The sequence below is a fragment of the Streptomyces sp. WI03-4A genome (assembly GCF_033792105.1).
GTDB classification, from domain to species: Bacteria; Actinomycetota; Actinomycetes; order Streptomycetales; family Streptomycetaceae; genus Streptomyces; species Streptomyces collinus_A.
In genome coordinates this window covers 30255-54458 of the sequence record NZ_JARAUO010000025.1, presented here as the reverse complement: position 1 = coordinate 54458, position 24204 = coordinate 30255, and the positions used below count along the sequence as shown (strand labels likewise).

The window sequence follows — 24204 nt, the reverse complement described above, 5'->3', positions numbered from 1 at the left end:
GCGGCCGCCTCAGGGGTCCTGTCTAATTCGCTTCTACGAATATGACACCGGGCTGTCGACGCTCACCGTATGGGGCTTTTAGAAGAGGGGCCGCGCCGACTGCACAGCGGGCAGTTCCGCTGTCCGTACTGTGGCCTACTGCAGGACCGGGTTCCCACAGTTGAGCATGATTGGGTGCTACTGGAGCCGGACATGTCTCCGCTGGCCCATACGGTGCCGGCGGAGTATCGGTGGATTGAGCTATCCGACGGTCGAGTGGCCGTCTATGGAGTGGGGCCGCCGGACCCATATCAGCGGTGTCGTATCGAGCATCGGTTGGCTTGCTCGGCACAGCCGCTGCCGGATCTCTGGCCGTGGTTGACGACGCTCCGCGGGGAAAACGCGCGACGGGTAGAGCGCCAGGAGGCCCCGGAGCCGCTGGAGCTCCCTGACGAGTGGCCGGATGCCGGGTGACGGCTTCCTCGCCCAAAGTGAGGGCTGACCTGGGCAGATGCTCCGTGATCCTGTCCACGAATAGTCCACAGACCCCGTCATACGCCCGCTCCGGGCCGCATACGCCTGCACATACGCGAAGACCCCGGCCTCAGCGTTTCCGCTGGTGACGGGGTCTTTGGGCACCTCATACTGGGTGCCCCCGGCAGGATTCGAACCTGCGCACACGGCTCCGGAGGCCGTTGCTCTATCCCCTGAGCTACGGGGGCGTGTCGGGCGTTGAGCTGCTCGCTCTCGGCGACGTGTAGAACACTAGCAGGTCTTCCGGGGTGATCAGGAACAGGTTTCCCGGGGTCGGGTCGGGGGCGTCCCCCGCAGGGGTTGGAAGTGGGGAAAAGCCGGACGCGGTGGCCGGTCCGGACCTACTCTCGAGTTGTGCCAGGCGCGTCGGGCCGGGTGCTTGTTGTCGACGACAACAAGGTCATCCGGCAGCTGATCAGGGTCAACCTCGAGCTGGAGGGGCTTGAGGTCGTGACCGCGATCGACGGTGCCGAGTGTCTGGATGTCGTGCACCAAGTGCGGCCCGATGTCGTCACCCTCGACGTCGTCATGCCTCGTCTTGACGGGCTCCGGACCGCCGCCCGCCTTCGTGCCGATCCGCGCACCCATCACCTTCCTCTCGCCATCATCAGCGCCTGTACTCAGTACGAAGTCGAGACCGGGCTCGATGTCGGCGTCGACGCCTTCCTCGCCAAACCCTTCGAACCCGCCGAACTCGTCCGGCTCGTCAAACAGCTCATCGAGCGCCGGCCCAGCAGCGGCAGGGGAGTCGGGGGCAGCGGGGGCGTAGAGGGTCAGGGCGACCGTGGTGACGGTGATGGTGGTGGTGACTCCGAGGGGCATGGGGATGGTGAGGACGACCGGCCTGGCGGGGAGGTGCCCTCCCAGCCCTCCCATGGTGTCTCCGGTGGAGTTTCCTGACGCCGCCGGCGTTCGGCTCCCAGTTTCCGGCCTTCGGTAGGTCTCGCGACTCGTGTGACGTGTTCGGCCAGCCGTCCCTGACTGTCGTGTCCGATCTGTAAGCGGCCTGCGCTGTCCCCCGTTCGCTCGGGCTTGGAGCCACCGGCCGCCAGCCCGTCCGTCTCACCCCGTAAAACCACTTCGCATACCCACCCCCCACCTCCCCTACGCTTGTCCCGTGACCCCCGTCGAGCTCTCCCGCACCGTGTTGTCCGCGGTGCGTCGTGCTGTGGAGGCCGGCGAGCTGGTCGTCCCGGTGCCCGAGCGCGTTGTCGTGGGGGAGCCGGGGGCCGGGGGGTGCGGGGACTTCGCCACCACCGTCGCTCTGCGGCTTGCTCGGCCCGCTGGGCTGCCGCCGCTCAAGGTCGCCGAGGTGCTGCGGGCCTACCTCCTTGAGTGCCCCGGGATACGGGACGTCGTCGTCACCGGGCCCGGGTTCCTCAACATCAGCCTCGCCCGGGAGGCCGATCCCGCGGTGGCGCTCGTTCGGGAGATCCGGGAGCTCGGTTCCGCCTACGGGCACAGTGACCTCCTCGCCGGGCAGGTCGTCGTCCTGCGCGTGCCGTACGAGGTGCGGGCCGAGGTCGTCGCCGACGCGGTCGTCCGCATCGTCGCCAGCCAGGGCGGGCGCGCCGAGGTCGAGCACGGGGAGCCGGTCAATCTGCGGCCCGTGCCCGCGCCCGAGGATCCCGCGCCGCTCGGCGCCGACGCCGCCCAGTGGGCGCTGCTCCATCCCGCGCCGCACGACCGGCCCCGTATCACCGCCGACCATCTCGCGCAGCGGGAGAGCAATCCGTTGTTCCGGGTGCGGTACGCCCACGCCCGTGTCCGGTCCGTCGTCCGCAACGCCGGCCGGCTGGGCTTCGCCGCCGAGCCCGGCCCCATCGACACTCACATCGACATTCGTGAGTCCGGGGCCGTCGGCGTTCCTGGGGCGGGGTCCGTCGGCGTTCATGGGTCTGAAGCCGTCGTGGACTCTGACGGTGGCTCCGGGGCCCTCGGCGTCCGCGGGTCCGTCACCGTCGCCGGCCAGGACCGTGACCGTGACCGGGAGTCCGAGCCCCTCAGCCTCCGCGAGCCCGGACCCGTCGAGGCCCGTGAGTCGTCGCCCGTAGAGGCCCCCGCCCCCACCCAGCTTCACGAGCCCGCCCCCGCCCAGCCCCACAACGCGCTCCCCACCCCCCTCGCCCCCCTCGTCCAGGCCACTCCCTCCGCCTCACCCCCCACCCCCCTGACCCCCCTCCTCGCCGCCCTCTCCGCCCACCCCCGCATCCTCGCCGCGGCGGCGAGGCACCGTGCCCCCGACCGGCTCGCCCGGCATCTCGTCACGCTCGCCGATGCCGTGCTGCCGTTCCTGTACACCGTGCTGCCGTGCGGCGAGGAGAAACCCTCGGCCGCCCACCGTGCCCGGCTGGCCCTCGCCGAAGCCGCCGGGACGGTGCTGGCCGGTGGCCTGTCCCTGCTCGGCATCGACGCACCCGAACACCTCTGAGGCCCCTGAGCAGTGGGCCCCGGAGAGAGACAGAGAGTCTGAGAGTCACGTCATGAGCCGTTCCGCCCACCCCGCCGGGCCCCGTCACGCCGACGTCCTGCCCGAGGGGCACTACTCGGCCCCGCCCGCCGATCTCAACGCCCTCGACCCCAAGGTGTGGGCCCAGACCGTCAGCCGGGACGACGACGGTGTGCTGACCGTCGGCGGGATTCCCGCGACCCGGCTCGCCGAGGAGTTCGGCACCCCCGCCTACATCCTCGACGAGACCGACTTCCGGGCCCGGGCGCGCGCCTGGCGGACCGCGTTCGGGGCCGACGCCGACGTCTTCTACGCCGGGAAGGCGTTCCTGTCCCGAGCCGTCGTGCGCTGGCTGAAGGAGGAGGGGCTCAACCTCGACGTCTGCTCCGGCGGGGAACTGGCCACCGCGCTCTCCGCCGGCATGCCCGCCGAGCGCATCGCCTTCCACGGCAACAACAAGTCGGTCGAGGAGATCACCCGGGCCGTCGAGGCGGGTGTCGGGCGGATCGTGCTCGACTCCTTCCAGGAGATCGTGCGGGTCGCGCACGTCGCGCAGTCCCTCGGCAGGCGCCAGAAGGCGCAGATCCGGATCACCGTCGGCGTCGAGGCGCACACCCACGAGTTCATCGCCACCGCGCACGAGGACCAGAAGTTCGGCATCCCGCTCGCGGGCGGCCAGGCCGCCGAGGCCGTGCGGCGGGCGCTGCAGCTCGACGGACTGGAGCTGATCGGGATCCACAGCCACATCGGGTCGCAGATCTTCGACATGTCCGGCTTCGAGGTCGCCGCCCACCGGGTCGTCGGACTGCTGCGGGACATCCGGGACGAGCACGGGGTGGAGCTGCCCGAGATCGACCTCGGCGGCGGCCTCGGCATCGCCTACACCAGCGACGACGACCCCCGCGAGCCGCACGAGATCGCCAAGGCGCTCTCCGAGATCGTCACGCGCGAGTGCGAGTCCGCCCGGCTGCGGACCCCGCGCATCTCCGTCGAGCCGGGGCGCGCCATCGTCGGGCCGACGGCGTTCACGCTGTACGAGGTGGGCACCGTCAAGCCGCTGGAGGGGCTGCGGACGTACGTCTCCGTCGACGGCGGGATGTCCGACAACATCCGCACGGCGCTGTACGACGCCGAGTACAGCGTCTCCCTCGTCTCGCGCGCCAGTGACGCCGAGCCGATGCGGGCCCGCGTGGTCGGCAAGCACTGCGAGAGCGGGGACATCGTGGTCAAGGACGCGTTCCTGCCCGCCGACCTGGCACCGGGTGACCTCATCGCCGTGCCGGCCACCGGCGCCTACTGCCGGTCCATGGCCAGCAACTACAACCACGTGCTGCGGCCGCCGGTGGTCGCCGTCAAGGACGGCGAGGCGCGGGTCGTCGTCCGGCGCGAGACCGAGGACGACCTGCTGCGTCTCGACGTCGGATGAGGTGCCGCCGGGCACCCGCGAAGCCCCGGGGGGAGCCGGCCGGAAGATCTCCGGTCCGGCTGGTCCGGAAAAATGAAATAGATGTCTCACGATCCGGACGAAGGGTAGAAACTCCCGTCCGGTGAGTGAGACTGGGTCAACCTAGACGGTAAGAGGAAACGAGGTCGGATGATGCGTACGCGTCCGCTGAAGGTGGCGCTGCTGGGCTGTGGAGTGGTCGGCTCAGAGGTGGCGCGCATCATGACGACGCACGCCGACGACCTCGCCGCCAGGATCGGCGCCCCGGTCGAGCTCGCCGGGGTCGCCGTGCGGCGCCCGAGCAAGGTGCGCGAGGGCATCGACCCCGCCCTCGTCACCACCGACGCCACCGCCCTCGTCAAACGCGGCGACATCGACGTCGTGGTCGAGGTCATCGGGGGGATCGAGCCCGCCCGCGGTCTCATCACGACCGCCTTCGAGCACGGCGCGTCCGTGGTCTCCGCCAACAAGGCCCTGCTCGCCCAGGACGGGGCCGCGCTGCACGCCGTCGCCGAGGAGCACGGCAGGGACCTCTACTACGAGGCCGCCGTCGCCGGCGCCATCCCGCTGATCCGGCCGCTGCGCGAGTCCCTCGCCGGTGACAAGGTCAACCGCGTGCTGGGGATCGTCAACGGCACGACCAACTTCATCCTCGACAAGATGGACTCCACGGGCGCCGGCTACCAGGAGGCCCTGGACGAGGCCACCGCGCTCGGCTACGCGGAGGCCGACCCGACCGCCGACGTCGAGGGCTTCGACGCGGCCGCGAAGGCCGCCATCCTGGCCGGCATCGCCTTCCACACCCGGGTGCGCCTCGACGACGTCTACCGCGAGGGCATGGCCGAGGTCACCGCCGCCGACTTCCGCTCGGCGAAGGAGATGGGCTGCACGATCAAGCTGCTCGCCATCTGCGAGCGGGCCGCGGACGGCGGTTCGGTGACCGCCCGCGTGCATCCCGCGATGATTCCGCTGAGCCACCCGCTGGCCTCCGTGCGCGGCGCGTACAACGCCGTCTTCGTGGAGTCCGACGCGGCCGGGCAGCTCATGTTCTACGGCCCCGGCGCCGGCGGTTCACCGACCGCCTCCGCCGTGCTCGGCGACCTGGTCGCCGTCTGCCGCAACCGACTCAACGGCGCAACGGGGCCCGGTGAGTCGGCGTACGCCGCCCTGACCGTCTCGTCCATGGGCGAGGTCGTCACCCGCTACCACATCAGCCTCGACGTCGCGGACAAGCCCGGCGTCCTGGCACAGGTGGCGACCGTGTTCGCGGAGCACGGGGTGTCGATCGACACGGTCCGGCAGCAGGGCAAGGACGGCGAGGCCTCCCTCGTCGTCGTCACCCACCGCGCGTCCGACGCCTCCCTGAGCGGGACCGTCGAGGCGCTGCGCAAGCTCGACACCGTGCGGGGTGTCGCCAGCATCATGCGGGTTGAAGGAGAGTAACCAGCAATGACCCACCAGTGGCGCGGAATCATCGAGGAGTACCGGGACCGGCTGCCGGTATCCGACACCACGCCGGTCGTGACGCTCCGCGAGGGCGGCACTCCCCTCGTGCCCGCGCAGGTGCTCTCCGAGCGCACGGGCTGCGAGGTCCACCTCAAGGTGGAAGGGGCCAATCCCACGGGCTCCTTCAAGGACCGCGGCATGACCATGGCGATCTCCAAGGCCAAGGAGGAGGGGGCGAAGGCGGTCATCTGCGCCTCCACCGGCAACACGTCCGCCTCCGCCGCCGCCTACGCCGTCCGCGCGGGCATGGTCTCGGCCGTGCTCGTGCCGCAGGGCAAGATCGCGCTCGGCAAGATGGGCCAGGCCCTCGTGCACGGCGCGAAGATCCTCCAGGTCGACGGAAACTTCGACGACTGCCTCACGCTCGCCCGCTCGCTCAGCGAGAACTACCCGGTGGCGCTGGTGAATTCGGTGAACCCGGTGCGCATCGAGGGCCAGAAGACGGCCGCCTTCGAGATCGTGGACATGCTCGGGGACGCCCCCGACATCCACGTCCTGCCGGTCGGCAACGCGGGCAACATCACGGCCTACTGGAAGGGCTACAAGGAGTACGCCGCCGACGGCTACTCCACCCGGACGCCGCGCATGTGGGGCTTCCAGGCCTCCGGCAGCGCCCCGATCGTGCGCGGCGAGGTCGTCAAGGACCCCTCGACGATCGCCACCGCGATCCGCATCGGCAACCCGGCGTCCTGGCAGTACGCGCTGGCCGCGCGGGACGAGTCCGGCGGTGCCATCGACGAGGTGACGGACCGTGAGATCCTGCGCGCCTACCGGCTGTTGGCCGCACAGGAGGGCGTCTTCGTGGAGCCCGCCTCCGCCGCTTCGGTCGCCGGTCTGCTGAAGGCCGCCGAGCAGGGCAAGGTCGACCCGGGCCAGCGCATCGTGTGCACCGTCACCGGCAACGGTCTGAAGGACCCCGACTGGGCCGTCGCCGGTGCTCCGCAGCCGGTCACCGTCCCGGTCGACGCGGCCACCGCGGCCGAACGCCTCGGCCTGGCCTGACGGCCCGCTCCACGGCCAGGTTTGACGGCCACGTTCGAGGGCCAGGTCCGACGGTCCGGCCGGACGGCCTGATCGGACGGTCGGCCCGATGACCCGGCCCTACGGCCAGGTCCGACGGCCGGTCCGACGGCCTGGTCCGACAACCCGCTGTGACGGTCGGCCCGACGGTCGGCCGCCCAGGTCGGAACAGCTCCGTGGCAGGGTGCACGGGGGGCTTACGACACGCATCGTGCGCCTCCTGTGCGCCCTATGTCGCCACGGAACCTTCCTTCGATAGGCTGTACTGAACCCGCCTACCGCATATGCCCCCGCGTGTGGGCGCGGGCCGCGTCGTCTCCGCGGCCCTACGGGTCCTCGTACGTCATCGAATGTCCATCGAATCGGTCGAGCGGCATTCGAGTCCCTCGGATGTCCTCGACAGTCACGCAGCTCAAGGAGAGTCTTCGAGCGATGGCCGGTCCCGCCTTCCGCGCCGCCGCCGTCCGGGTGCGCGTCCCCGCCACCAGCGCCAACATCGGTCCGGGCTTCGACGCCCTGGGCCTCGCGCTGGGGCTCTACGACGACGTCGTCGTCCGGGTGGCCGACTCCGGGCTGCACATCGACATCGCGGGCGAGGGCGGCGAGACCCTCCCACGCGACGAGAGCCACCTCCTCGTGCGTTCCCTGCGCACCGCCTTCGACCTGCTGGGCGGGCAGCCCCGCGGCCTGGAGATCGTCTGCGCCAACCGCATCCCGCACGGCCGTGGCCTGGGCTCCTCCTCCGCCGCCATCTGCGCCGGCATCGTCGCCGCCCGCGCCGTGACCATAGGCGGCGAGGCCCGGCTGGACGACGCCGCGCTGCTGGAACTGGCCACGGAGATCGAGGGTCACCCGGACAACGTGGCGGCCTGTCTGCTCGGCGGGTTCACGCTGTCCTGGATGGAGGCCGGCGCCGCGCGTGCGATCAGGATGGAGCCGGACGATTCCATCGTTCCGGTGGTTTTCGTGCCCGGTAAGCCGGTCCTGACCGAGACCGCCCGCGGCCTGCTGCCGCGCACCGTGCCGCACGTCGACGCCGCCACCAACGCGGGCCGTGCCGCCCTGCTCGTCGAGGCCCTCACCCGGCGCCCCGAGCTGCTGCTGCCCGCCACCGAGGACCGCCTGCACCAGGAGTACCGCGCCCCGGCGATGCCGGAGAGCGCCGCGCTGGTGGAGCGGCTGCGGGCCGACGGGATCCCGGCCGTCATCTCGGGCGCCGGACCCACCGTCATGGCCCTCACCGACGCGGACACCGCCGACAAGGTGGAGGCCCTGGCCGGCACCGACTGGGCCGCCAACCGGCTGAGCCTGGACGCTCAGGGAGCGAGCGTGCTGCCGCTTGCGACCTGACACGCGGTTGCCGGATTTGGAGAGGGGGAATGTTTGTTGGATCCGGTAGTGTTAATCTCAAGTCTGCACCCGACCCCACCATGGCGAGGTGCTTCGTGTCCCCGTCCGGGACAGACATTCTTCCGGGAGCCTCCCACACCACTCCGTGTTCCGTGCGCCGTACCTGGGCAGTACGTCGCACGCGGGCACTGAGCCCTCTGGGGGAGCTCCGGAATCGGTGCTACCACGCCACGTGACACAGGGTGCCACGGCTCGCGGAAGCGCCATCACCAGCAAATACTCTTCCGCCGCTTAGGCGGACCACCGCCCCGGCACGGTTCACAGAGACAGGACCGTAGCCGGACAGCACAACCGGTCGCCGAGCCAGACAGGCCGACGTCCGCTCCAGGGAAGGACCCTTCGTGAGCGACACCACCGATCTGATGGGCGCACGTGTCGAGGAGACCGCTGCCGCGCCCGCCACGGACGCCTCCGCGCCTGCCACCGGTGCCGGCTCCCGGCGGCGCCGTGGTACCGGCCTCGAGGGCATGGTGCTGGCCGAGCTGCAGCAGGTCGCCTCGGGCCTCGGTATCAGGGGCACGGCGCGCATGCGCAAGAGCCAGCTGATCGAGGTCATCAAGGAGGCCCAGGCCGCGGGCGGAGGTGCCCCCGCCGGGGGAGCCGCTGCCAAGGCCGAGGCCGCCACCGAGACCAAGCCCAAGCGGCGAGCCACCTCGAAGGCCCGCACGGGTGAGGACGCCGCCGAGAAGAAGGCCGACAAGGCTGCCGAGGCGCCCGCCGAGAAGGCCGTGGCCCAGCAGCAGATCGAGATCCCCGGCCAGCCCTCCCCCAAGGTCTCGGCTCCGCTCGACCAGGGCGGTGCCCCCACCGACGACGCGCCGACCGAGCGCCGTCGCCGCCGCGCCACCGCCGAGGCGGGCAGCCCGGCCGCCGGCAGCGCCGAGACCGTCGCCGCCGAGGCCCGGACCGAGACCAAGGTCGAGACGCCCGCGCAGCAGGGCGACGCCGGTGACGGCGAGGGCCGTGGCCGCCGTGACCGCCGTGAGCGCGGCCGGGACCGTGACCGCGGTGACCGTGAGCGTGGCGACCGCGGTGAGCGTGGCGACCGGGACCGTCGCGGCAAGGGCGACGACCAGCAGGGCGGCCAGCGTCAGCAGGGCCAGCAGCAGGGCGGCGGCCGGCAGGACCGCCAGCAGCAGCAGGACGACGACGACTTCGAGGGCGGCCGTCGCGGCCGTCGCGGCCGCTACCGCGACCGCCGTGGCCGCCGTGGCCGTGACGAGATCGCCGAGCCGCAGGTGGCCGAGGACGACGTCCTGATCCCCGTCGCGGGCATCCTGGACATCCTCGACAACTACGCGTTCATCCGGACCTCCGGCTACCTGCCGGGCCCGAACGACGTGTACGTCTCCCTCGCCCAGGTCCGCAAGAACGGCCTGCGCAAGGGCGACCACATCACCGGTGCGGTCCGTCAGCCGAAGGAGGGCGAGCGCCGCGAGAAGTTCAACGCGCTGGTCCGCCTCGACTCCGTCAACGGCATGGCGCCCGAACACGGCCGTGGCCGCCCGGAGTTCAACAAGCTGACCCCGCTCTACCCGCAGGACCGCCTCCGCCTGGAGACGGACCCGGGCGTGCTCACCACCCGCATCATCGACCTGGTGTCGCCGATCGGTAAGGGTCAGCGCGGTCTGATCGTGGCCCCGCCGAAGACCGGCAAGACCATGATCATGCAGGCGATCGCCAACGCGATCACGCACAACAACCCCGAGTGCCACCTGATGGTCGTCCTCGTCGACGAGCGTCCGGAAGAGGTCACCGACATGCAGCGGTCGGTCAAGGGCGAGGTCATCTCCTCGACCTTCGACCGTCCGGCCGAGGACCACACCACGGTCGCCGAGCTCGCCATCGAGCGCGCCAAGCGTCTGGTGGAGCTGGGTCACGACGTCGTCGTCCTGCTCGACTCGATCACGCGTCTGGGCCGTGCGTACAACCTGGCCGCCCCGGCCTCCGGCCGCATCCTGTCCGGTGGTGTCGACTCGACCGCGCTCTACCCGCCGAAGCGGTTCTTCGGTGCGGCGCGCAACATCGAGGACGGCGGTTCGCTGACCATCCTGGCCACGGCTCTCGTCGACACCGGCTCCCGCATGGACGAGGTGATCTTCGAGGAGTTCAAGGGCACCGGCAACATGGAGCTCAAGCTCGACCGGAAGCTCGCCGACAAGCGCATCTTCCCGGCGGTGGACGTCGACGCGTCCGGCACCCGCAAGGAAGAGATCCTGCTCGGCAACGAGGAGCTGGCCGTCGTCTGGAAGCTGCGCCGTGTGCTGCACGCGCTCGACCAGCAGCAGGCCATCGAGCTGCTCCTCGACAAGATGAAGCAGACCAAGTCGAACGGCGAGTTCCTGATGCAGATCCAGAAGACGACGCCGACGCCGGGCAACGGCGACTAGTCGTCACCGCTCCAGGGTCGTCAAGGACCCGGTGAGCACCCAGGGCCGCCCCCCGTCACCCAGTGACGGGGGGCGGCCCTGTATCCGTACCGGATCCGTACAAGGGCACCGGAAAGGTCGCAAGGCGAGACCTTTGCCACAAGAGCGTCGCCCGGCGGCGGTGTCCGGGCGTACGGCGCCCGGGCTCGAAACCCCAGGTGAGCACGGTTCGCGCGGTTCACGGCGGTCACGCAACGTGTCCGGCGCGGGACGCTTTCGGCACGCTGCGTCATGCAAGGCTGTCCCGAGTTTCTCCGTCCTGCCCGACGGGGCGACGATGGAGCGGTGACGACCGCGCCTGACCCTGAAAGCAGGGGGTAACCGACCGACGAGACCTAGGAGCGATGTGTCCGCCGAGAGCACGCCGGAGCCCGGCATACCCGAAGCCGTGGTGACCGGCCCCCGCAGCACAGGCAGGGGCGGCCGCCGCAAGGCGCGCGGCAAGGCCCGCAAGGCCCTGCGCGTCACGGCATGGACGGCCGCGGGCGTGGTCGCGCTGGGCGGCATCGGCGCCGGGTACGTCTACCTCAAGCTCAACGGCAACATCAGGAGCGTCGACATCGAGCAGGCCCTCGGCGCCGACCGGCCGGGCAAGGCCGCCAACGGCTCCGAGAACATCCTGGTCCTCGGCTCGGACACCCGGTCCGGCAGCAACCGGGCGCTGGGCGGGGGCACCGACGACGGCAGCGCCCGCTCCGACACGGCGATGATCGTCCACGTCCACAAGGGGCACCGCAGGGCGTCCGTGGTCTCCGTCCCCCGGGACACCCTCATCGACCGGCCCTCCTGCACCGACACCGAGGGCGGCAGCCACCCCGCCGCGTCCGGCGTCATGTTCAACTCCGCGTACTCCACCGGCGGCGCCGCCTGCGCCGTGAAGACGGTCGAGTCGCTGACCGGGCTGCGCATGGACCACTACCTGGAGGTCGACTTCGCCGGCTTCCAGCGGCTCATCGACGACCTCGGCGGGGTCCGGGTGACCACGACCCGGGCCATCGCCGACCCGCAGAGCCACCTCGACCTCAAGGCCGGCACCCACACCCTGGACGGCCGGCAGGCCCTCGGCCTGGTCCGCACCCGGCACGGCGTCGGCGACGGCTCCGACCTCGGCCGCATCCAGCTCCAGCAGGCCTTCGTCAAGGCCCTGCTCAGCCAGGTCGGAGAGGTCGGTGTGCTCACCAGCCCCAAGAAGCTGTACGACCTCGCCGACACCGCGACCAAGACCGTCACCACCGACTCCGAACTCGGCTCGGTCAACGCCCTGGTCGACTTCGCGGACGGCCTCAAGGGCATCCGCTCGTCCCGCATGACGATGGTCACCATGCCGGTCCGGTACGACCCGGCCGACCCCAACCGGGTGCTCCTGCAGAAGGACAAGGCCCAGCTCGTCTGGGACGCGCTGAAGCACGACCGGCGGATTCCGCGGGCCGCCGTCCAGGGCACGGCCACCGGCGAGGCCAAGGGCGTCGTCAGCCCCTGAGGACGCGCGCGGGAAGCCCTCGCCGAAAGCCCTCAGGAATAGAACAAGCGCACCCCCGGTTTGGGTGGATGGCCCCAGTCCTGGCAGACTGGTACGTCGGCTCCGGTTCACGCCTCCGCATCCCGCGAATGCGACCCGGCGCCCTCCCGAAACTAGGAGAACCCCTTGAAGCGCGACATCCACCCCGAGTACGTCGAGACGCAGGTCAGCTGCACCTGTGGCGCGTCGTTCACCACCCGTAGCACGATCTCCAGCGGCACCATCCGCGCCGAGGTCTGCTCCGAGTGCCACCCGTTCTACACGGGCAAGCAGAAGATCCTCGACACCGGTGGCCGTGTGGCCCGCTTCGAGGCCCGCTTCGGCAAGGCTGCCGCCGGCTCCAAGAAGTAGCGAGCCCCATTTCGCCGGTCCACGGTCGCGCCCCCAGCGGGGGTGTGCCCGGGACCGGCGTTTTTGGTCGCCCGCCAGCCGTTCACCCGCAGTACAGGAGCCGAAAGATGTTCGAGGCCGTCGAGGAGCTCGTCGCCGAGCACGCCGACCTGGAGAAGAAGCTCGCCGATCCGTCGGTCCACGCCGACCAGGCGAACGCGCGCAAGCTGAACAAGCGCTACGCCGAGCTGACCCCGATCGTCGCCACGTACCGCTCCTGGAAGCAGACCGGCGACGACATCGAGACCGGGCGCGAACTCGCCGCCGACGACCCCGACTTCGCGGCCGAGGTCAAGGAGATGGAGAAGCAGCGCGAGGAGCTCACCGAGAAGCTGCGCCTGCTGCTCGTCCCGCGGGATCCGAGTGACGACAAGGACGTCATTCTGGAGATCAAGGCCGGTGCCGGCGGCGACGAGTCCGCGCTGTTCGCCGGTGACCTGCTGCGCATGTACCTGCGCTACGCCGAGCGCGTGGGCTGGAAGACCGAGATCATCGACGCCACCGAGTCCGAGCTGGGCGGCTACAAGGACGTCCAGGTCGCGGTCAAGGCACGCGGCCAGCTCGAACCGGGACAGGGCGTGTGGGCCCGGCTGAAGTACGAGGGCGGGGTGCACCGCGTGCAGCGGGTGCCCGCCACCGAGTCGCAGGGCCGCATCCACACCTCCGCCGCCGGTGTCCTCGTCACGCCCGAGGCGGAGGAGGTCGACGTCGAGATCAACCCGAACGACCTGCGCATCGACGTCTACCGGTCCTCGGGCCCGGGCGGCCAGTCCGTCAACACCACCGACTCCGCCGTGCGCATCACGCACCTGCCGACCGGTGTCGTGGCCTCCTGCCAGAACGAGAAGAGCCAGCTCCAGAACAAGGAGCAGGCCCTGCGCATCCTGCGTTCCAGGCTGCTCGCGGCCGCGCAGGAGGAGGCCGAGCGCGAGGCCGCCGACGCCCGCCGCAGCCAGGTCCGCACCGTCGACCGCTCCGAGAAGATCCGTACGTACAACTTCCCGGAGAACCGCATCTCGGACCACCGCGTCGGCTTCAAGGCGTACAACCTGGACCAGGTGCTGGACGGCGAGCTCGACGCCGTGATCCAGGCCTGTGTCGACGCCGACTCGGCGGCGAAGCTGGCGGCCGCGTAACCGGCACGTACGAGTTACCACGGAGGACTTGCGTGCAGCCATCACCTCAGGGACGCACCCCGAACACCCGCAGTCTGCTGCTCGCCGAGGTGGCCCAGGCCACCCAGCGGCTGGCCGACGCCGGCGTGCCCTCGCCGCGCACCGACGCGGAGGAGCTCGCCGCGTTCGTGCACGGCGTGAAGCGGGGCCAGCTGCACCTCGTGAAGGACTCCGACTTCGACGCCCGCTACTGGGAGGTCATCGCCCGGCGCGAGCAGCGCGAGCCGTTGCAGCACATCACCGGGCGGGCCTACTTCCGCTATCTGGAGCTCCAGGTGGGCCCGGGCGTCTTCGTGCCCCGGCCGGAGACCGAGTCGGTGGTCGGCTGGGCGATAGACGCGGTGCGCGCCATGGACGTCGTCGAGCCGTGCATCGTCGACCTGTGCACCGGCTCCGGCGCCATCGCGCTCGCTCTGGCCCAGGAGGTCCCGCGCTCGCGCGTGCACGCCGTGGAGCTGTCCGAGGACGCCCTGGTGTGGACCCGCAAGAACGTGGCCGGGTCCCGGGTCGACCTGCGCCAGGGCGACGCCCTGAGCGCCTTCCCGGACCTCGACGGACAGGTCGACCTGGTCGTCTCCAACCCGCCCTACATCCCGCTCACCGAGTGGGAGTACGTCGCTCCCGAGGCCCGCGACTACGACCCGGAGCTCGCGCTGTTCTCCGGTGAGGACGGCCTCGACCTCATCCGCGGCATCGAGCGCACCGCGCACCGGCTGCTGCGCCCCGGCGGCGTCGTCGTCATCGAGCACGCCGACACCCAGGGCGGCCAGGTGCCGTGGATCTTCACCGAGGAGCGGGGCTGGGCCGACGCGGCCGACCACCCGGACCTCAACAACCGCCCCCGGTTCGCGACCGCGCGCAAGGCGCTGCCGTGACCGTCCCCACCACTTCCAGCCTGCAGTACGTGTACGAGGAGGCCCGCTAGACATGGCACGGCGATACGACACCAACGACGCGACCGACCGCGTGACGGGTCTGCGCGAGGCCGCGTCCGCCGTCCGCCGGGGCGAGCTGGTGGTGCTGCCGACCGACACCGTGTACGGCATCGGCGCCGACGCGTTCTCCTCCGAGGCGGTCGCCGACCTGCTCGCCGCCAAGGGCCGGGGCCGCAACATGCCCACGCCCGTCCTCATCGGCTCCCCGAACACGCTGCACGGCCTGGTGACCGACTTCTCCGAGCTGGCCTGGGAACTCGTCGACGCGTTCTGGCCGGGCGCCCTGACGCTGGTCGCCCGGCACCAGCCGTCCCTGCAGTGGGACCTCGGGGACACCCGCGGCACGGTCGCCGTGCGCATGCCGCTGCACCCGGTCGCCATCGAGCTGCTCAACGAGGTCGGTCCGATGGCCGTGTCGTCCGCGAACCTCACCGGCCACCCCTCGCCGGAGACCTGCGACGCGGCGCAGGAGATGCTCGCCGACTCCGTCTCCGTCTACCTCGACGGCGGCCCCACCCCCGGCAACGTGCCGTCGTCCATCGTGGACGTCTCCGGCCGTGTCCCGGTGCTGCTGCGCGAGGGCGCGCTCTCCCCGGACGAGCTGCGCAAGGTGGTACCCGATCTCGAGGTGGCGAATTGACGGCCCCTGAGGCGGGGCGTGGCATAGGCAACGGGGAACGTGCCGCGGAGATCACCACGACGTTCGTGGGGCTCCCGCGGGACTGCTTCCGCATCCTCCACGTCAGCACCGGCAACGTGTGCCGCTCGCCCATCACCGAGCGGCTGACCCGACATTTCGTGGCGGAGCGGCTCGGCGTGCTCGGCGGCGGCCTGATCGTGGAGAGCGCGGGCACCTGGGGCCACGAGGGCGCCCCGATGGAGACCAACGCGGAGACCGTGCTGGCCGAGTTCGGCGCGGACGCCGCCGGCTTCGTCGGCAGGGAACTGCTGGACGAGCACGTCATCATGGCCGACCTGGTGCTGACGGCCACCCGCGACCACCGCGCCCAGGTCATCTCCATGGGCCACTCGGCCGGTCTGCGCACCTTCACCCTCAAGGAGTTCACCCGGCTGGTGCGCGCCATAGACCCGGCCACGCTGCCGCCCCTGGAGGACGGGGTGGTCCAGCGCGCCCGCGCCCTGGTCCGCGCGGCCGCGGCCCTGCGCGGCTGGCTGCTGGCCCCGACCGCGGAGGCCGACGAGGTGTACGACCCGTACGGCGCGCCGCTGCCCTTCTTCCGCTCCATCGGGGACGAGATACGGGACGCGCTGGATCCCGTCGTCACCGCGCTGACGGGCGTGCCGGCCCGGATGTGAGGCCGTACCGGCGCGGCCGTCCGGCGGTACCGGAACCGACCCGGAACGGGTGAAACGGTCGCGCGTGCCGTCCACCCCGGGCCTACATTGGACTCACGTCACCGTCGACCGCCCGGAGCCCGTCATGTCGGTCACACCCCTCCTCGAGACGGACGTCCTGCGGCACCAGGACCCGGAGCTGGCCGAGATCCTGCGGGCGGAGCGGGAACGGCAGTCGACGACGCTCCAGCTGATCGCCGCGGAGAACTTCACGTCCCCGGCCGTGCTCGCCGCGCTGGGCTCGCCGCTCGCCAACAAGTACGCCGAGGGATACCCCGGCGCCCGCCACCACGGCGGCTGCGAGCTGGTCGACCTCGCCGAACGCCTCGCCGTGGAGCGGGCCAAGGCGCTCTTCGGCGCCGAGCACGCCAACGTCCAGTCCCACTCGGGCTCCTCGGCCGTCCTGGCCGCCTACGCGGCCCTGCTGCGCCCCGGGGACACCGTCCTCGCCCTCGGGCTGCCCCACGGCGGCCACCTCACCCACGGCTCGCCCGCGAACTTCTCCGGCCGCTGGTTCGACTTCGTCGGGTACGGCGTCGACGCCGAGACCGGTCTGGTCGACCACGACCAGGTGCGCCACCTCGCCCGCAACCACCGGCCCAAGGCCATCGTGTGCGGTTCGATCGCCTACCCCCGCCATATCGACCACGCCTTCTTCCGCGAGGTCGCCGACGAGGTGGGCGCCTACCTCATCGCCGACGCCGCGCACCCGATCGGACTGGTCGCCGGGGGAGCGGCGCCCAGCCCGGTGCCGTACGCCGACATCGTGTGCGCCACCACCCACAAGGTGCTGCGGGGCCCGCGCGGCGGGATGATCCTGTGCGGCGCCGAGCTGGCCGAGCGGGTCGACCGGGCGGTGTTCCCGTTCACGCAGGGCGGCGCGCAGATGCACACCATCGCCGCGAAGGCGGTCGCGTTCGGCGAGGCGGCGACTCCGGCGTTCGCCGCGTACGCGCACCAGGTGGTCGCCAACGCCCGGGTGCTCGCCGGCCACCTGGCCGCCGAGGGGTTCACCATCACCACCGGCGGCACGGACACCCATCTGATCACCACCGACCCGGCGCCGCTCGGCGTCGACGGGCGCAGCGCGCGCGGCCGGCTGGCGGCCGCCGGGATCGTCCTGGACTGCTGCGCCCTCCCGCACGGCGACGGACGCGGGCTGCGCCTGGGGACGGCCGCGGTGACCACCCAGGGCATGGGAGAGCCGGAAATGGTCCGGATCGCCGCGCTGATGGCGGCCGTGCTGCGCGGGGACAGCGAACCGGCCGGGGCGCGGGTGGAGGTCCGCGAGCTGACCGGTAAATTTCCGCCGTATCCCGGCTGAGCGAGGGTAGGCGCACAGGCGTACGCCCCGGCTCTGCACCCCGGTGCGCCCGGCGGTGCGACCGTCGTGCACAGCCACCCGTGCAACCATCGCCCGTACCCGGAAGTCCTCATCCATATGCGTCCGTCGCTAGGGTGTGAGGCTGTGATGGCCAGCGAGACCTGTGGGGAAGCCCGTGCGTGAATACCTGCTGACGCTCTGCATCACGGCCGCGGTGACGTATCTGCTGACAGGGCCGGTACGCAAGTTCGCGATCGTGGCCGGAGCCATGCCGGAGATCCGGGCACGTGACGTGCACCGGGAGCCCACTCCGCGCCTCGGCGGTATCGCTATGTTCTTCGGACTGTGCGCGGGCCTGCTGGTCGCGGACCACCTCACGAACCTCAACGAGGTCTTCGCCAAGTCCAACGAGCCGCGCGCGCTGCTGTCCGGTGCGGCCCTGATCTGGCTGATCGGCGTCCTGGACGACAAGTTCGAGATCGACGCGCTGATCAAGCTGGGCGGCCAGATGATCGCCGCGGGCGTGATGGTCATGCAGGGTCTGACGATCCTGTGGCTGCCCATCCCGGGTGTCGGCAACGTGGCGCTGACCCAGTGGCAGGGCACCCTGCTGACGGTGGCGCTGGTCGTCATCACGATCAACGCGGTGAACTTCGTGGACGGCCTGGACGGCCTGGCGGCGGGCATGGTGTGCATCGCCGCGGCGGCGTTCTTCCTGTACTCGTACCGGATCTGGTACTCGTACGGCATCGAGGCCGCGGCCCCGGCGACGCTCTTCGCGGCGATCCTGATGGGCATGTGCCTGGGCTTCCTGCCGCACAACATGCACCCGGCGCGGATCTTCATGGGCGACTCGGGATCGATGCTCATCGGGCTGGTGCTGGCGGCGGGTGCGATCTCGATCACCGGTCAGGTGGACCCGGACGCACTCGCCCTGTTCACGGGTTCGGAGAAGGCGGCCGTGCACCAGACGGTGCCGGTGTACATCCCGCTGCTGCTGCCGCTGACCATCATCGCCGTGCCGGCGGCCGACCTGGTGCTGGCGATCGTGCGGCGCACCTGGCGCGGCCAGTCGCCGTTCGCGGCGGACCGCGGCCACCTGCACCACCGGCTGCTGGAGATCGGCCACTCGCACAGCCGGGCCGTGCTGATCATGTACTTCTGGTCGGCACTGATCGGTTTCGGTGCCCTCGCCTACTCGGTGAACTCGGCGTCGATGTGGATCGTGCTGGGCGTGGTCTTCCTGAGCGCGATCGGCCTGGTCCTGCTGCTGCTCCCGCGCTTCACCCCGCGCGCCCCGAGGTGGGCGGAGCGGTTCGTGCCGCCGCGCTACCGCCGGCGCCGGCAGGCAGCGGAGGCGCTCACGGAGGCCGCGGAGACCGCGCCGCAGGAGGCCGTGGCGCAGGAAAGCACCGCGCGGGAGTGCGCCCCCGCCACCGACGAACGGGCCCCTGTCACGGCCGGTACGACCGGGGTCAACGGGGCCACGGCCATCGGCGCTCGTTCGCGTATCGGCAAGGCCACAAGGTAAGAATCTGACTAGAGCATTGCCAACTCGTGGGGGAGCAAAGCGCCCCAATACCAGACAGATGGGCGCTGTTTTTGCACAGACGCGCACGGTCACTCTCATGTGTGACAGCAAGCACACCCAGCAGGTAAAGACCTCATCAAATAGTTTGTGATACGGTTCACGAGAACCCGGGATAGAACCGAAGGACCGTAGTGCGACGGTCCCTTGGTGTGAGGTCTCGAATGCTCAGCCCGGGACTACGCTCGTCCATGACGACACCTGCCCCCCTGTGAAAGCGGAGTTGCCGCCATGCCGTCCAATGACGCCCGGAATCTTCTGCAGATCGCTGTGCCCTCAGCGGCCGCCGGCGTGATCGCCGTCGCCGTGAGCGCCGCGGTCGCGGGGGGCAAGGGTGCGCTCGGAGCGGCCGTCGGCGCGGTGATCGCCATCCTGTTCATGGGAATCGGCCTGTACGTGCTGCAGCGGACGGCGAAAACGCTCCCGCAGCTCTTCCAGGCCATGGGGCTGATGCTGTACATGGCACAGCTGCTCCTGCTCTTCATCTTCGTCGCCGTCTTCAAGGGCACCTCACTCTTCAACCCCAAGGCGTTCGCCTTGTCGCTGGTCGTCACGACCGTCGTGTGGATGGCCGCGCAGGCGCGCGCCCACATGAAGGCCAAGATCTTCTACGTCGACCCGGACCACGAGAAGAGCGAGAAGCACGAGAAGACCGGGCCGTCGTCGTGAGGGGTAGGGGCGGGATAAAGGCCTGTGAGATCTCCTGCTATCGTCCGGTGCCAACTGCGGCATCGCGGGCGCGGGCATCTGAGCTGACGCCTGCCCCATCGCGAGGCTCGATGCCCCCCAGCCGCCCCCACATCCGTAACACCAGTCCGGTGCCGATCCGCGGCCGTGCGCCGCGCCGACACAACGAGGTTGCCGTACCTATGCGTCACGCCGAAGGAGCCCGTGGTGAGTGCTGACCAGACCCAGCTCGCCTTTGACTGGAGTTGTCGGATCATGTCCGACAACGGGTGTGGCTTCCCGGCTCCGGGCCTGCACTCGTTCCTGTTCAAGCCGATGGCCACGGTCGGCGGCTTCGAGTTCAACAAGGTGATGCTGCTCGCGCTCGTCACCTCCGTGCTCGTCGTCGCGTTCTTCTGGGCGGCCTTCGGCAAGGCCAAGGTCATTCCCGGCAAGCTGCAGATGGTCGGCGAGGCCGGCTACGACTTCGTGCGCCGCGGCATCGTCTACGAGACGCTCGGCAAGCGCGAGGGCGAGAAGTGGGTGCCGCTCATGGTCTCCCTCTTCTTCTTCATCTGGATCATGAACATCTGGTCCGTGATCCCGCTGGCCCAGTTCCCGGTCGCCTCGGTCTTCGCCTTCCCCGTCGTGCTGGCCCTGCTCGTCTGGGTCCTGTGGGTCGGACTGACCTTCAAGCGCCACGGCTTCGTCGGGTTCTTCAAGAACATCACCGGCTACGACAAGTCGCTCGGTGCGGTGCTGCCGCTGGTCATGCTCATCGAGTTCTTCTCGAACCTGCTCGTCCGCCCGTTCACGCACGCGGTGCGACTCTTCGCCAACATGTTCGCCGGTCACCTGATGCTGGTGATGTTCACCGTCGCCTCCTGGTACCTGCTGAACAGCTGGATGATCCCGGCCGCCGGTGTCTCCTTCGTGATGACCATGGCCATGATCTGCTTCGAACTTTTCGTGCAGGCCGTCCAGGCGTACGTCTTCGTACTGCTGGCCTGCTCGTACATTCAGGGCGCTCTCGCCGAGCACCACTGAGCCTCAACACACCCCCCGGTCGTCCGGTGGTCAACCCCCACCGGTCCGTAAAGAGAAGGAAGAATCAGCATGGCTGCCACTGAGACCCTTGCCGCTGTCACCGGTTCCATCGGTTCCGTCGGTTACGGCCTCTCGGCCATCGGCCCCGGCATCGGCGTCGGCATCATCTTCGGCAACGGCACCCAGGCCCTCGCCCGCCAGCCCGAGGCCGCCGGCCTGATCCGTGCCAACCAGATCCTGGGCTTCGCCTTCTGTGAGGCGCTCGCCCTCATCGGCATCGTCATGCCGTTCGTGTTCGGTATCAAGTAAGACCTCCATACCGACACGCATCGACGAAAGGCACTGATGTGATCGCCAACCTGGCACAGCTGGCGGCCGAGACGGAGCAGAACCCGCTCATCCCGGCCGGTCCCGAGATGCTCGTCGGCACCATCGCCTTCGCCATCGTGTTCTTCTTCTTCTGGAAGAAGCTGCTTCCGAACATCAACAAGGTTCTGGAGGAGCGTCGCGCGGCGATCGAAGGCGGTATCGAAGAGGCCGACGCCATGAAGGTCGAGGCCCAGAGCGTCCTTGAGCAGTACAAGGCTCAGCTCGCCGAGGCCCGGCACGAGGCCGCGCGTCTGCGCCAGGAGGCGCAGGAGCAGGGTGCCACGCTCATCGCCGAGATGCGGGCCGAGGGCCAGCGGCAGCGCGAGGAGATCGTCGCCGCCGGTCACGCCCAGATCGAGGCCGACCGCAAGGCCGCCGCGGGCGCGCTCCGTCAGGACGTCGGCAAGCTCGCCACCGACCTGGCCGGCAAGCTCGTCGGCGAGTCCCTCGAGGACCACGCCCGCCAGAGCCGTGTGATCGACCGCTTCCTCGACGAGCTCGAGGAGAAGGCCGAGGCCGCCCGATGAACGGAGCGAGCCGCGAGGCCCTGGCAGCCGCGCGCGAGCGTCTCGACGCGCTGACGGACTCCACGTCCGTCGACGCGAGCACGCTCGCCGACGAGCTGGCGGCCGTCACCGCGCTGCTCGACCGCGAGGCCGGCCTGCGCCGGGTCCTCACCGACCCGGCGCAGTCCGGAGAGGCCAAGGCCCAGCTGGTGCAGCGCCTGATCGGCGGCCAGGTGAGCGGCGCCGCCGCCGACCTGGTGTCCGGCCTGGCCCGCTCCCGCTGGTCGCAGCCCCGCGACCTGGTGGACGCGCTGGAGGAGCTGGCGAACATCGCCGACCTCACCGTCGCGGAGAAGACCGGCACGCTCGACGACGTCGAGGACGAGCTGTTCCGGTTCGGCCGGATCGTCTCCTCCAACACCGGACTGCGGGCCGCGCTGACCGACCGGGCCGCGAGCGCCTCGGCCAAGGTCGAGCTGCTGCACCGGCTCCTCGGCGGCCGGGCCAAGCCCGTCACCGAGCGCCTGGTGGTCCGCCTCGTCACCGCGCCGCGTGGACGTAGCCTGGAAGCGGGACTGGAGTCCCAGTCCAAGCTCGCCGCCGAGCGCCGGGACCGCATGGTGGCGACCGTCACCTCCGCGGTGCCGCTGAGCGACCCGCAGAAGCGCCGCCTGGGCGACGCCCTGGCGAAGCTCTACGGCCGCCGGATGCACCTCAACCTGGACGTGGACCCCGACGTCATCGGCGGGATCCGGGTGCAGGTCGGCGACGAGGTCATCAACGGCTCCCTCGCGGACCGACTGGACGACGCCGCCCGCCGCATGGCGAGCTAGCAGCAACACAACAGAACGTGCTTACGGCCCTGGTTGGGCCGTGCAGAGGATTCACCTCGTTCAGGGGGGAGTCCCCATCCCCCCAAAGTGAAACTTCGGGCCCAACAAGGAGAGCAGGGAACCCAGATGGCGGAGCTCACGATCCGGCCGGAGGAGATCCGGGACGCGCTGGAGAATTTCGTCCAGTCGTACAAGCCGGACGCGGCCTCGCGCGAGGAGGTCGGTACGGTCACCGTCGCCGGCGACGGTATCGCCAAGATCGAGGGCCTGCCCTCGGCCATGGCGAACGAGCTGCTGAAGTTCGAGGACGGCTCCCTCGGTCTCGCGCTGAACCTGGAAGAGCGCGAGATCGGTGCCGTCGTCCTCGGTGAGTTCAGCGGCATCGAGGAGGGTCAGCCGGTCACCCGTACCGGCGAGGTCCTCTCCGTCGCGGTCGGCGAGGGCTACCTCGGCCGCGTCGTCGACCCGCTCGGCAACCCGATCGACGGCCTCGGCGAGATCGAGACGTCCGGCCGCCGCGCGCTGGAGCTGCAGGCCCCCACGGTCATGCAGCGCAAGTCGGTGCACGAGCCGATGGAGACCGGCTACAAGGCCGTCGACGCGATGACCCCGATCGGCCGTGGTCAGCGTCAGCTGATCATCGGTGACCGCCAGACCGGCAAGACCGCCCTGGCCGTCGACACGATCATCAACCAGCGCGACAACTGGCGCACCGGCGACCCGAAGAAGCAGGTCCGCTGCATCTACGTCGCCATCGGCCAGAAGGGCTCCACCATCGCCGGCGTGCGCCGCGCGCTGGAGGAGAACGGCGCCCTGGAGTACACGACCATCGTCGCCGCCCCGGCGTCCGACCCGGCCGGCTTCAAGTACCTGGCGCCGTACACCGGTTCGGCCATCGGTCAGCAGTGGATGTACGAGGGCAAGCACGTCCTCATCATCTTCGACGACCTGTCGAAGCAGGCCGACGCCTACCGCGCCGTGTCGCTGCTGCTGCGCCGCCCGCCGGGCCGCGAGGCCTACCCGGGTGACGTCTTCTACCTGCACTCCCGCCTGCTGGAGCGCTGCGCCAAGCTCTCCGACGACATGGGCGCCGGCTCGATGACCGGTCTGCCGATCGTCGAGACCAAGGCCAACGACGTCTCGGCGTTCATCCCGACCAACGTCATCTCCATCACCGACGGCCAGTGCTTCCTGGAGTCGGACCTGTTCAACGCCGGTCAGCGCCCCGCGCTGAACGTCGGTATCTCCGTCTCCCGAGTCGGTGGTTCCGCGCAGCACAAGGCGATGCGCCAGGTCTCCGGCCGTCTGCGCGTCGACCTCGCCCAGTTCCGTGAGCTGGAGGCGTTCGCCGCCTTCGGTTCCGACCTGGACGCGGCCTCGAAGCAGCAGCTGGAGCGCGGTCAGCGCATGGTCGAGCTGCTGAAGCAGGACCAGTACCAGCCGATGTCCACCGAGGACCAGGTCGTCTCCGTCTGGGCCGGCACCAACGGCCGCATGGACGACGTGCCGGTCGCCGACATCCGCCGCTTCGAGCGCGAGCTGCTGGACTACCTGCACCGCAAGGAGGCCGGTCTGCTCACCTCCATCCGCGAGGGCGCCAAGATGTCGAACGACACCATCCAGGCGATCGACGACGCGGTGGCGGAGTTCAAGAAGCAGTTCGAGACCTCGGACGGCAAGCTGCTCGGCGAGGACACTCCTGCCGCTGCCTCCAAGTGACGTAAG

General features: G+C 70.4%; 22 protein-coding genes and 1 tRNA gene. 22 read left to right on the top strand and 1 reads right to left on the bottom strand.

From position 1 onward, the window contains the following. Nucleotides 1-69: 69 nt before the first annotated feature. Complete coding sequence (locus PV343_RS23970; RefSeq protein WP_319149005.1) at nt 70-453, top strand: DUF6083 domain-containing protein; 384 nt, start codon at nt 70-72, stop codon at nt 451-453. Nucleotides 454-629: 176 nt separating this feature from the next. On the opposite strand, the gene PV343_RS23965 is transcribed toward PV343_RS23970, so the two are convergent. Continuing rightward, a tRNA-Arg gene (locus PV343_RS23965) sits at nt 630-701 on the bottom strand. Between the two features lie 118 nt (nt 702-819). Between PV343_RS23965 and PV343_RS23960 the strand changes: the two genes are divergently transcribed. From PV343_RS23960 to atpA, 21 genes are all read left to right on the top strand, one after another. After that, nucleotides 820-1413, top strand: a complete 594-nt coding sequence (locus PV343_RS23960) for a response regulator (RefSeq protein WP_319149004.1) — start codon at nt 820-822, stop codon at nt 1411-1413. A 217-nt stretch (nt 1414-1630) separates the two neighbouring features. After that, complete coding sequence (gene nrtL / locus PV343_RS23955) at nt 1631-2944, top strand: ArgS-related anticodon-binding protein NrtL (RefSeq protein ID WP_319149002.1); 1314 nt, start codon at nt 1631-1633, stop codon at nt 2942-2944. A 52-nt stretch (nt 2945-2996) separates the two neighbouring features. After that, a complete protein-coding gene (lysA, locus tag PV343_RS23950; RefSeq protein WP_319149000.1) occupies nt 2997-4388 on the top strand; it encodes a diaminopimelate decarboxylase in 1392 nt (463 codons plus the stop codon). Between the two features lie 171 nt (nt 4389-4559). Next, the gene (locus PV343_RS23945) at nt 4560-5849 is read left to right on the top strand and encodes a homoserine dehydrogenase (protein WP_319149061.1); all 1290 of its coding nucleotides are present in this window, start codon (nt 4560-4562) and stop codon (nt 5847-5849) included. A gap of 6 nt (nt 5850-5855) precedes the next feature. Further along, nucleotides 5856-6914, top strand: a complete 1059-nt coding sequence (gene thrC, locus PV343_RS23940; protein ID WP_319148999.1) for a threonine synthase — start codon at nt 5856-5858, stop codon at nt 6912-6914. A 450-nt stretch (nt 6915-7364) separates the two neighbouring features. Beyond that, nucleotides 7365-8282, top strand: a complete 918-nt coding sequence (gene thrB, locus PV343_RS23935) for a homoserine kinase (RefSeq protein ID WP_319148998.1) — start codon at nt 7365-7367, stop codon at nt 8280-8282. Nucleotides 8283-8683: 401 nt separating this feature from the next. Then, the gene (gene rho, locus PV343_RS23930; RefSeq protein ID WP_319148997.1) at nt 8684-10732 is read left to right on the top strand and encodes a transcription termination factor Rho; all 2049 of its coding nucleotides are present in this window, start codon (nt 8684-8686) and stop codon (nt 10730-10732) included. Nucleotides 10733-11117: 385 nt separating this feature from the next. Next, the gene (locus tag PV343_RS23925) at nt 11118-12251 is read left to right on the top strand and encodes an LCP family protein (protein WP_319148996.1); all 1134 of its coding nucleotides are present in this window, start codon (nt 11118-11120) and stop codon (nt 12249-12251) included. A 165-nt stretch (nt 12252-12416) separates the two neighbouring features. Continuing rightward, the gene (gene rpmE, locus PV343_RS23920) at nt 12417-12641 is read left to right on the top strand and encodes a 50S ribosomal protein L31 (RefSeq protein ID WP_019753312.1); all 225 of its coding nucleotides are present in this window, start codon (nt 12417-12419) and stop codon (nt 12639-12641) included. 107 nt (nt 12642-12748) lie between these two features. Then, nucleotides 12749-13816, top strand: a complete 1068-nt coding sequence (gene prfA / locus PV343_RS23915; RefSeq protein ID WP_319148995.1) for a peptide chain release factor 1 — start codon at nt 12749-12751, stop codon at nt 13814-13816. A 74-nt stretch (nt 13817-13890) separates the two neighbouring features. Then, on the top strand, nt 13891-14730 hold the full coding sequence (gene prmC / locus PV343_RS23910) for a peptide chain release factor N(5)-glutamine methyltransferase (protein WP_319149060.1): 840 nt from the start codon (nt 13891-13893) through the stop codon (nt 14728-14730). Nucleotides 14731-14782: 52 nt separating this feature from the next. Beyond that, nucleotides 14783-15430 carry an L-threonylcarbamoyladenylate synthase gene (locus PV343_RS23905; RefSeq protein ID WP_319148994.1) on the top strand — a complete coding sequence of 216 codons (648 nt, stop codon included), beginning with the start codon at nt 14783-14785 and terminating at the stop codon, nt 15428-15430. Continuing rightward, nucleotides 15427-16107, top strand: a complete 681-nt coding sequence (locus tag PV343_RS23900) for a protein-tyrosine-phosphatase (RefSeq protein WP_133920325.1) — start codon at nt 15427-15429, stop codon at nt 16105-16107. Before PV343_RS23905 ends, PV343_RS23900 begins: the two co-directional genes overlap by 4 nt. A gap of 124 nt (nt 16108-16231) precedes the next feature. Next, a complete protein-coding gene (glyA, locus tag PV343_RS23895) occupies nt 16232-17470 on the top strand; it encodes a serine hydroxymethyltransferase (protein WP_319148993.1) in 1239 nt (412 codons plus the stop codon). 175 nt (nt 17471-17645) lie between these two features. After that, on the top strand, nt 17646-19001 hold the full coding sequence (locus PV343_RS23890) for an MraY family glycosyltransferase (RefSeq protein WP_319148992.1): 1356 nt from the start codon (nt 17646-17648) through the stop codon (nt 18999-19001). Between the two features lie 288 nt (nt 19002-19289). Then, nucleotides 19290-19727 carry a hypothetical protein gene (locus tag PV343_RS23885; protein ID WP_319148991.1) on the top strand — a complete coding sequence of 146 codons (438 nt, stop codon included), beginning with the start codon at nt 19290-19292 and terminating at the stop codon, nt 19725-19727. A 273-nt stretch (nt 19728-20000) separates the two neighbouring features. Then, a complete protein-coding gene (gene atpB, locus PV343_RS23880; RefSeq protein WP_319149059.1) occupies nt 20001-20771 on the top strand; it encodes a F0F1 ATP synthase subunit A in 771 nt (256 codons plus the stop codon). A 69-nt stretch (nt 20772-20840) separates the two neighbouring features. Further along, nucleotides 20841-21080: a F0F1 ATP synthase subunit C gene (locus PV343_RS23875; protein WP_319148990.1), complete on the top strand. Its 240-nt coding sequence runs from the start codon at nt 20841-20843 to the stop codon at nt 21078-21080. A 38-nt stretch (nt 21081-21118) separates the two neighbouring features. Continuing rightward, the gene (locus PV343_RS23870; protein WP_319148989.1) at nt 21119-21667 is read left to right on the top strand and encodes a F0F1 ATP synthase subunit B; all 549 of its coding nucleotides are present in this window, start codon (nt 21119-21121) and stop codon (nt 21665-21667) included. Beyond that, nucleotides 21664-22479: a F0F1 ATP synthase subunit delta gene (locus PV343_RS23865; protein ID WP_319148988.1), complete on the top strand. Its 816-nt coding sequence runs from the start codon at nt 21664-21666 to the stop codon at nt 22477-22479. Before PV343_RS23870 ends, PV343_RS23865 begins: the two co-directional genes overlap by 4 nt. 126 nt (nt 22480-22605) lie before the next feature. Beyond that, nucleotides 22606-24198 (top strand): F0F1 ATP synthase subunit alpha, encoded by a 1593-nt coding sequence (atpA, locus tag PV343_RS23860; protein ID WP_020942272.1) that lies wholly within the window; start codon nt 22606-22608, stop codon nt 24196-24198. Nucleotides 24199-24204: the final 6 nt, after the last annotated feature.

Excerpts from the sequence above, each read along its gene's own strand:
- PV343_RS23970 (WP_319149005.1), top strand. The coding sequence starts at position 70 with ATGGGGCTTTTAGAAGAGGGGCCGCGCCGACTGCACAGCGGGCAGTTC.
- lysA (WP_319149000.1), top strand. The coding sequence starts at position 2,997 with ATGAGCCGTTCCGCCCACCCCGCCGGGCCCCGTCACGCCGACGTCCTG.
- PV343_RS23945 (WP_319149061.1), top strand. The coding sequence starts at position 4,560 with ATGCGTACGCGTCCGCTGAAGGTGGCGCTGCTGGGCTGTGGAGTGGTC.
- thrC (WP_319148999.1), top strand. The coding sequence starts at position 5,856 with ATGACCCACCAGTGGCGCGGAATCATCGAGGAGTACCGGGACCGGCTG.
- thrB (WP_319148998.1), top strand. The coding sequence starts at position 7,365 with ATGGCCGGTCCCGCCTTCCGCGCCGCCGCCGTCCGGGTGCGCGTCCCC.
- prfA (WP_319148995.1), top strand. The coding sequence starts at position 12,749 with ATGTTCGAGGCCGTCGAGGAGCTCGTCGCCGAGCACGCCGACCTGGAG.
- PV343_RS23905 (WP_319148994.1), top strand. The coding sequence starts at position 14,783 with ATGGCACGGCGATACGACACCAACGACGCGACCGACCGCGTGACGGGT.
- glyA (WP_319148993.1), top strand. The coding sequence starts at position 16,232 with ATGTCGGTCACACCCCTCCTCGAGACGGACGTCCTGCGGCACCAGGAC.
- PV343_RS23885 (WP_319148991.1), top strand. The coding sequence starts at position 19,290 with ATGCCGTCCAATGACGCCCGGAATCTTCTGCAGATCGCTGTGCCCTCA.
- atpB (WP_319149059.1), top strand. The coding sequence starts at position 20,001 with ATGTCCGACAACGGGTGTGGCTTCCCGGCTCCGGGCCTGCACTCGTTC.
- PV343_RS23875 (WP_319148990.1), top strand. The coding sequence starts at position 20,841 with ATGGCTGCCACTGAGACCCTTGCCGCTGTCACCGGTTCCATCGGTTCC.
- PV343_RS23865 (WP_319148988.1), top strand. The coding sequence starts at position 21,664 with ATGAACGGAGCGAGCCGCGAGGCCCTGGCAGCCGCGCGCGAGCGTCTC.
- atpA (WP_020942272.1), top strand. The coding sequence starts at position 22,606 with ATGGCGGAGCTCACGATCCGGCCGGAGGAGATCCGGGACGCGCTGGAG.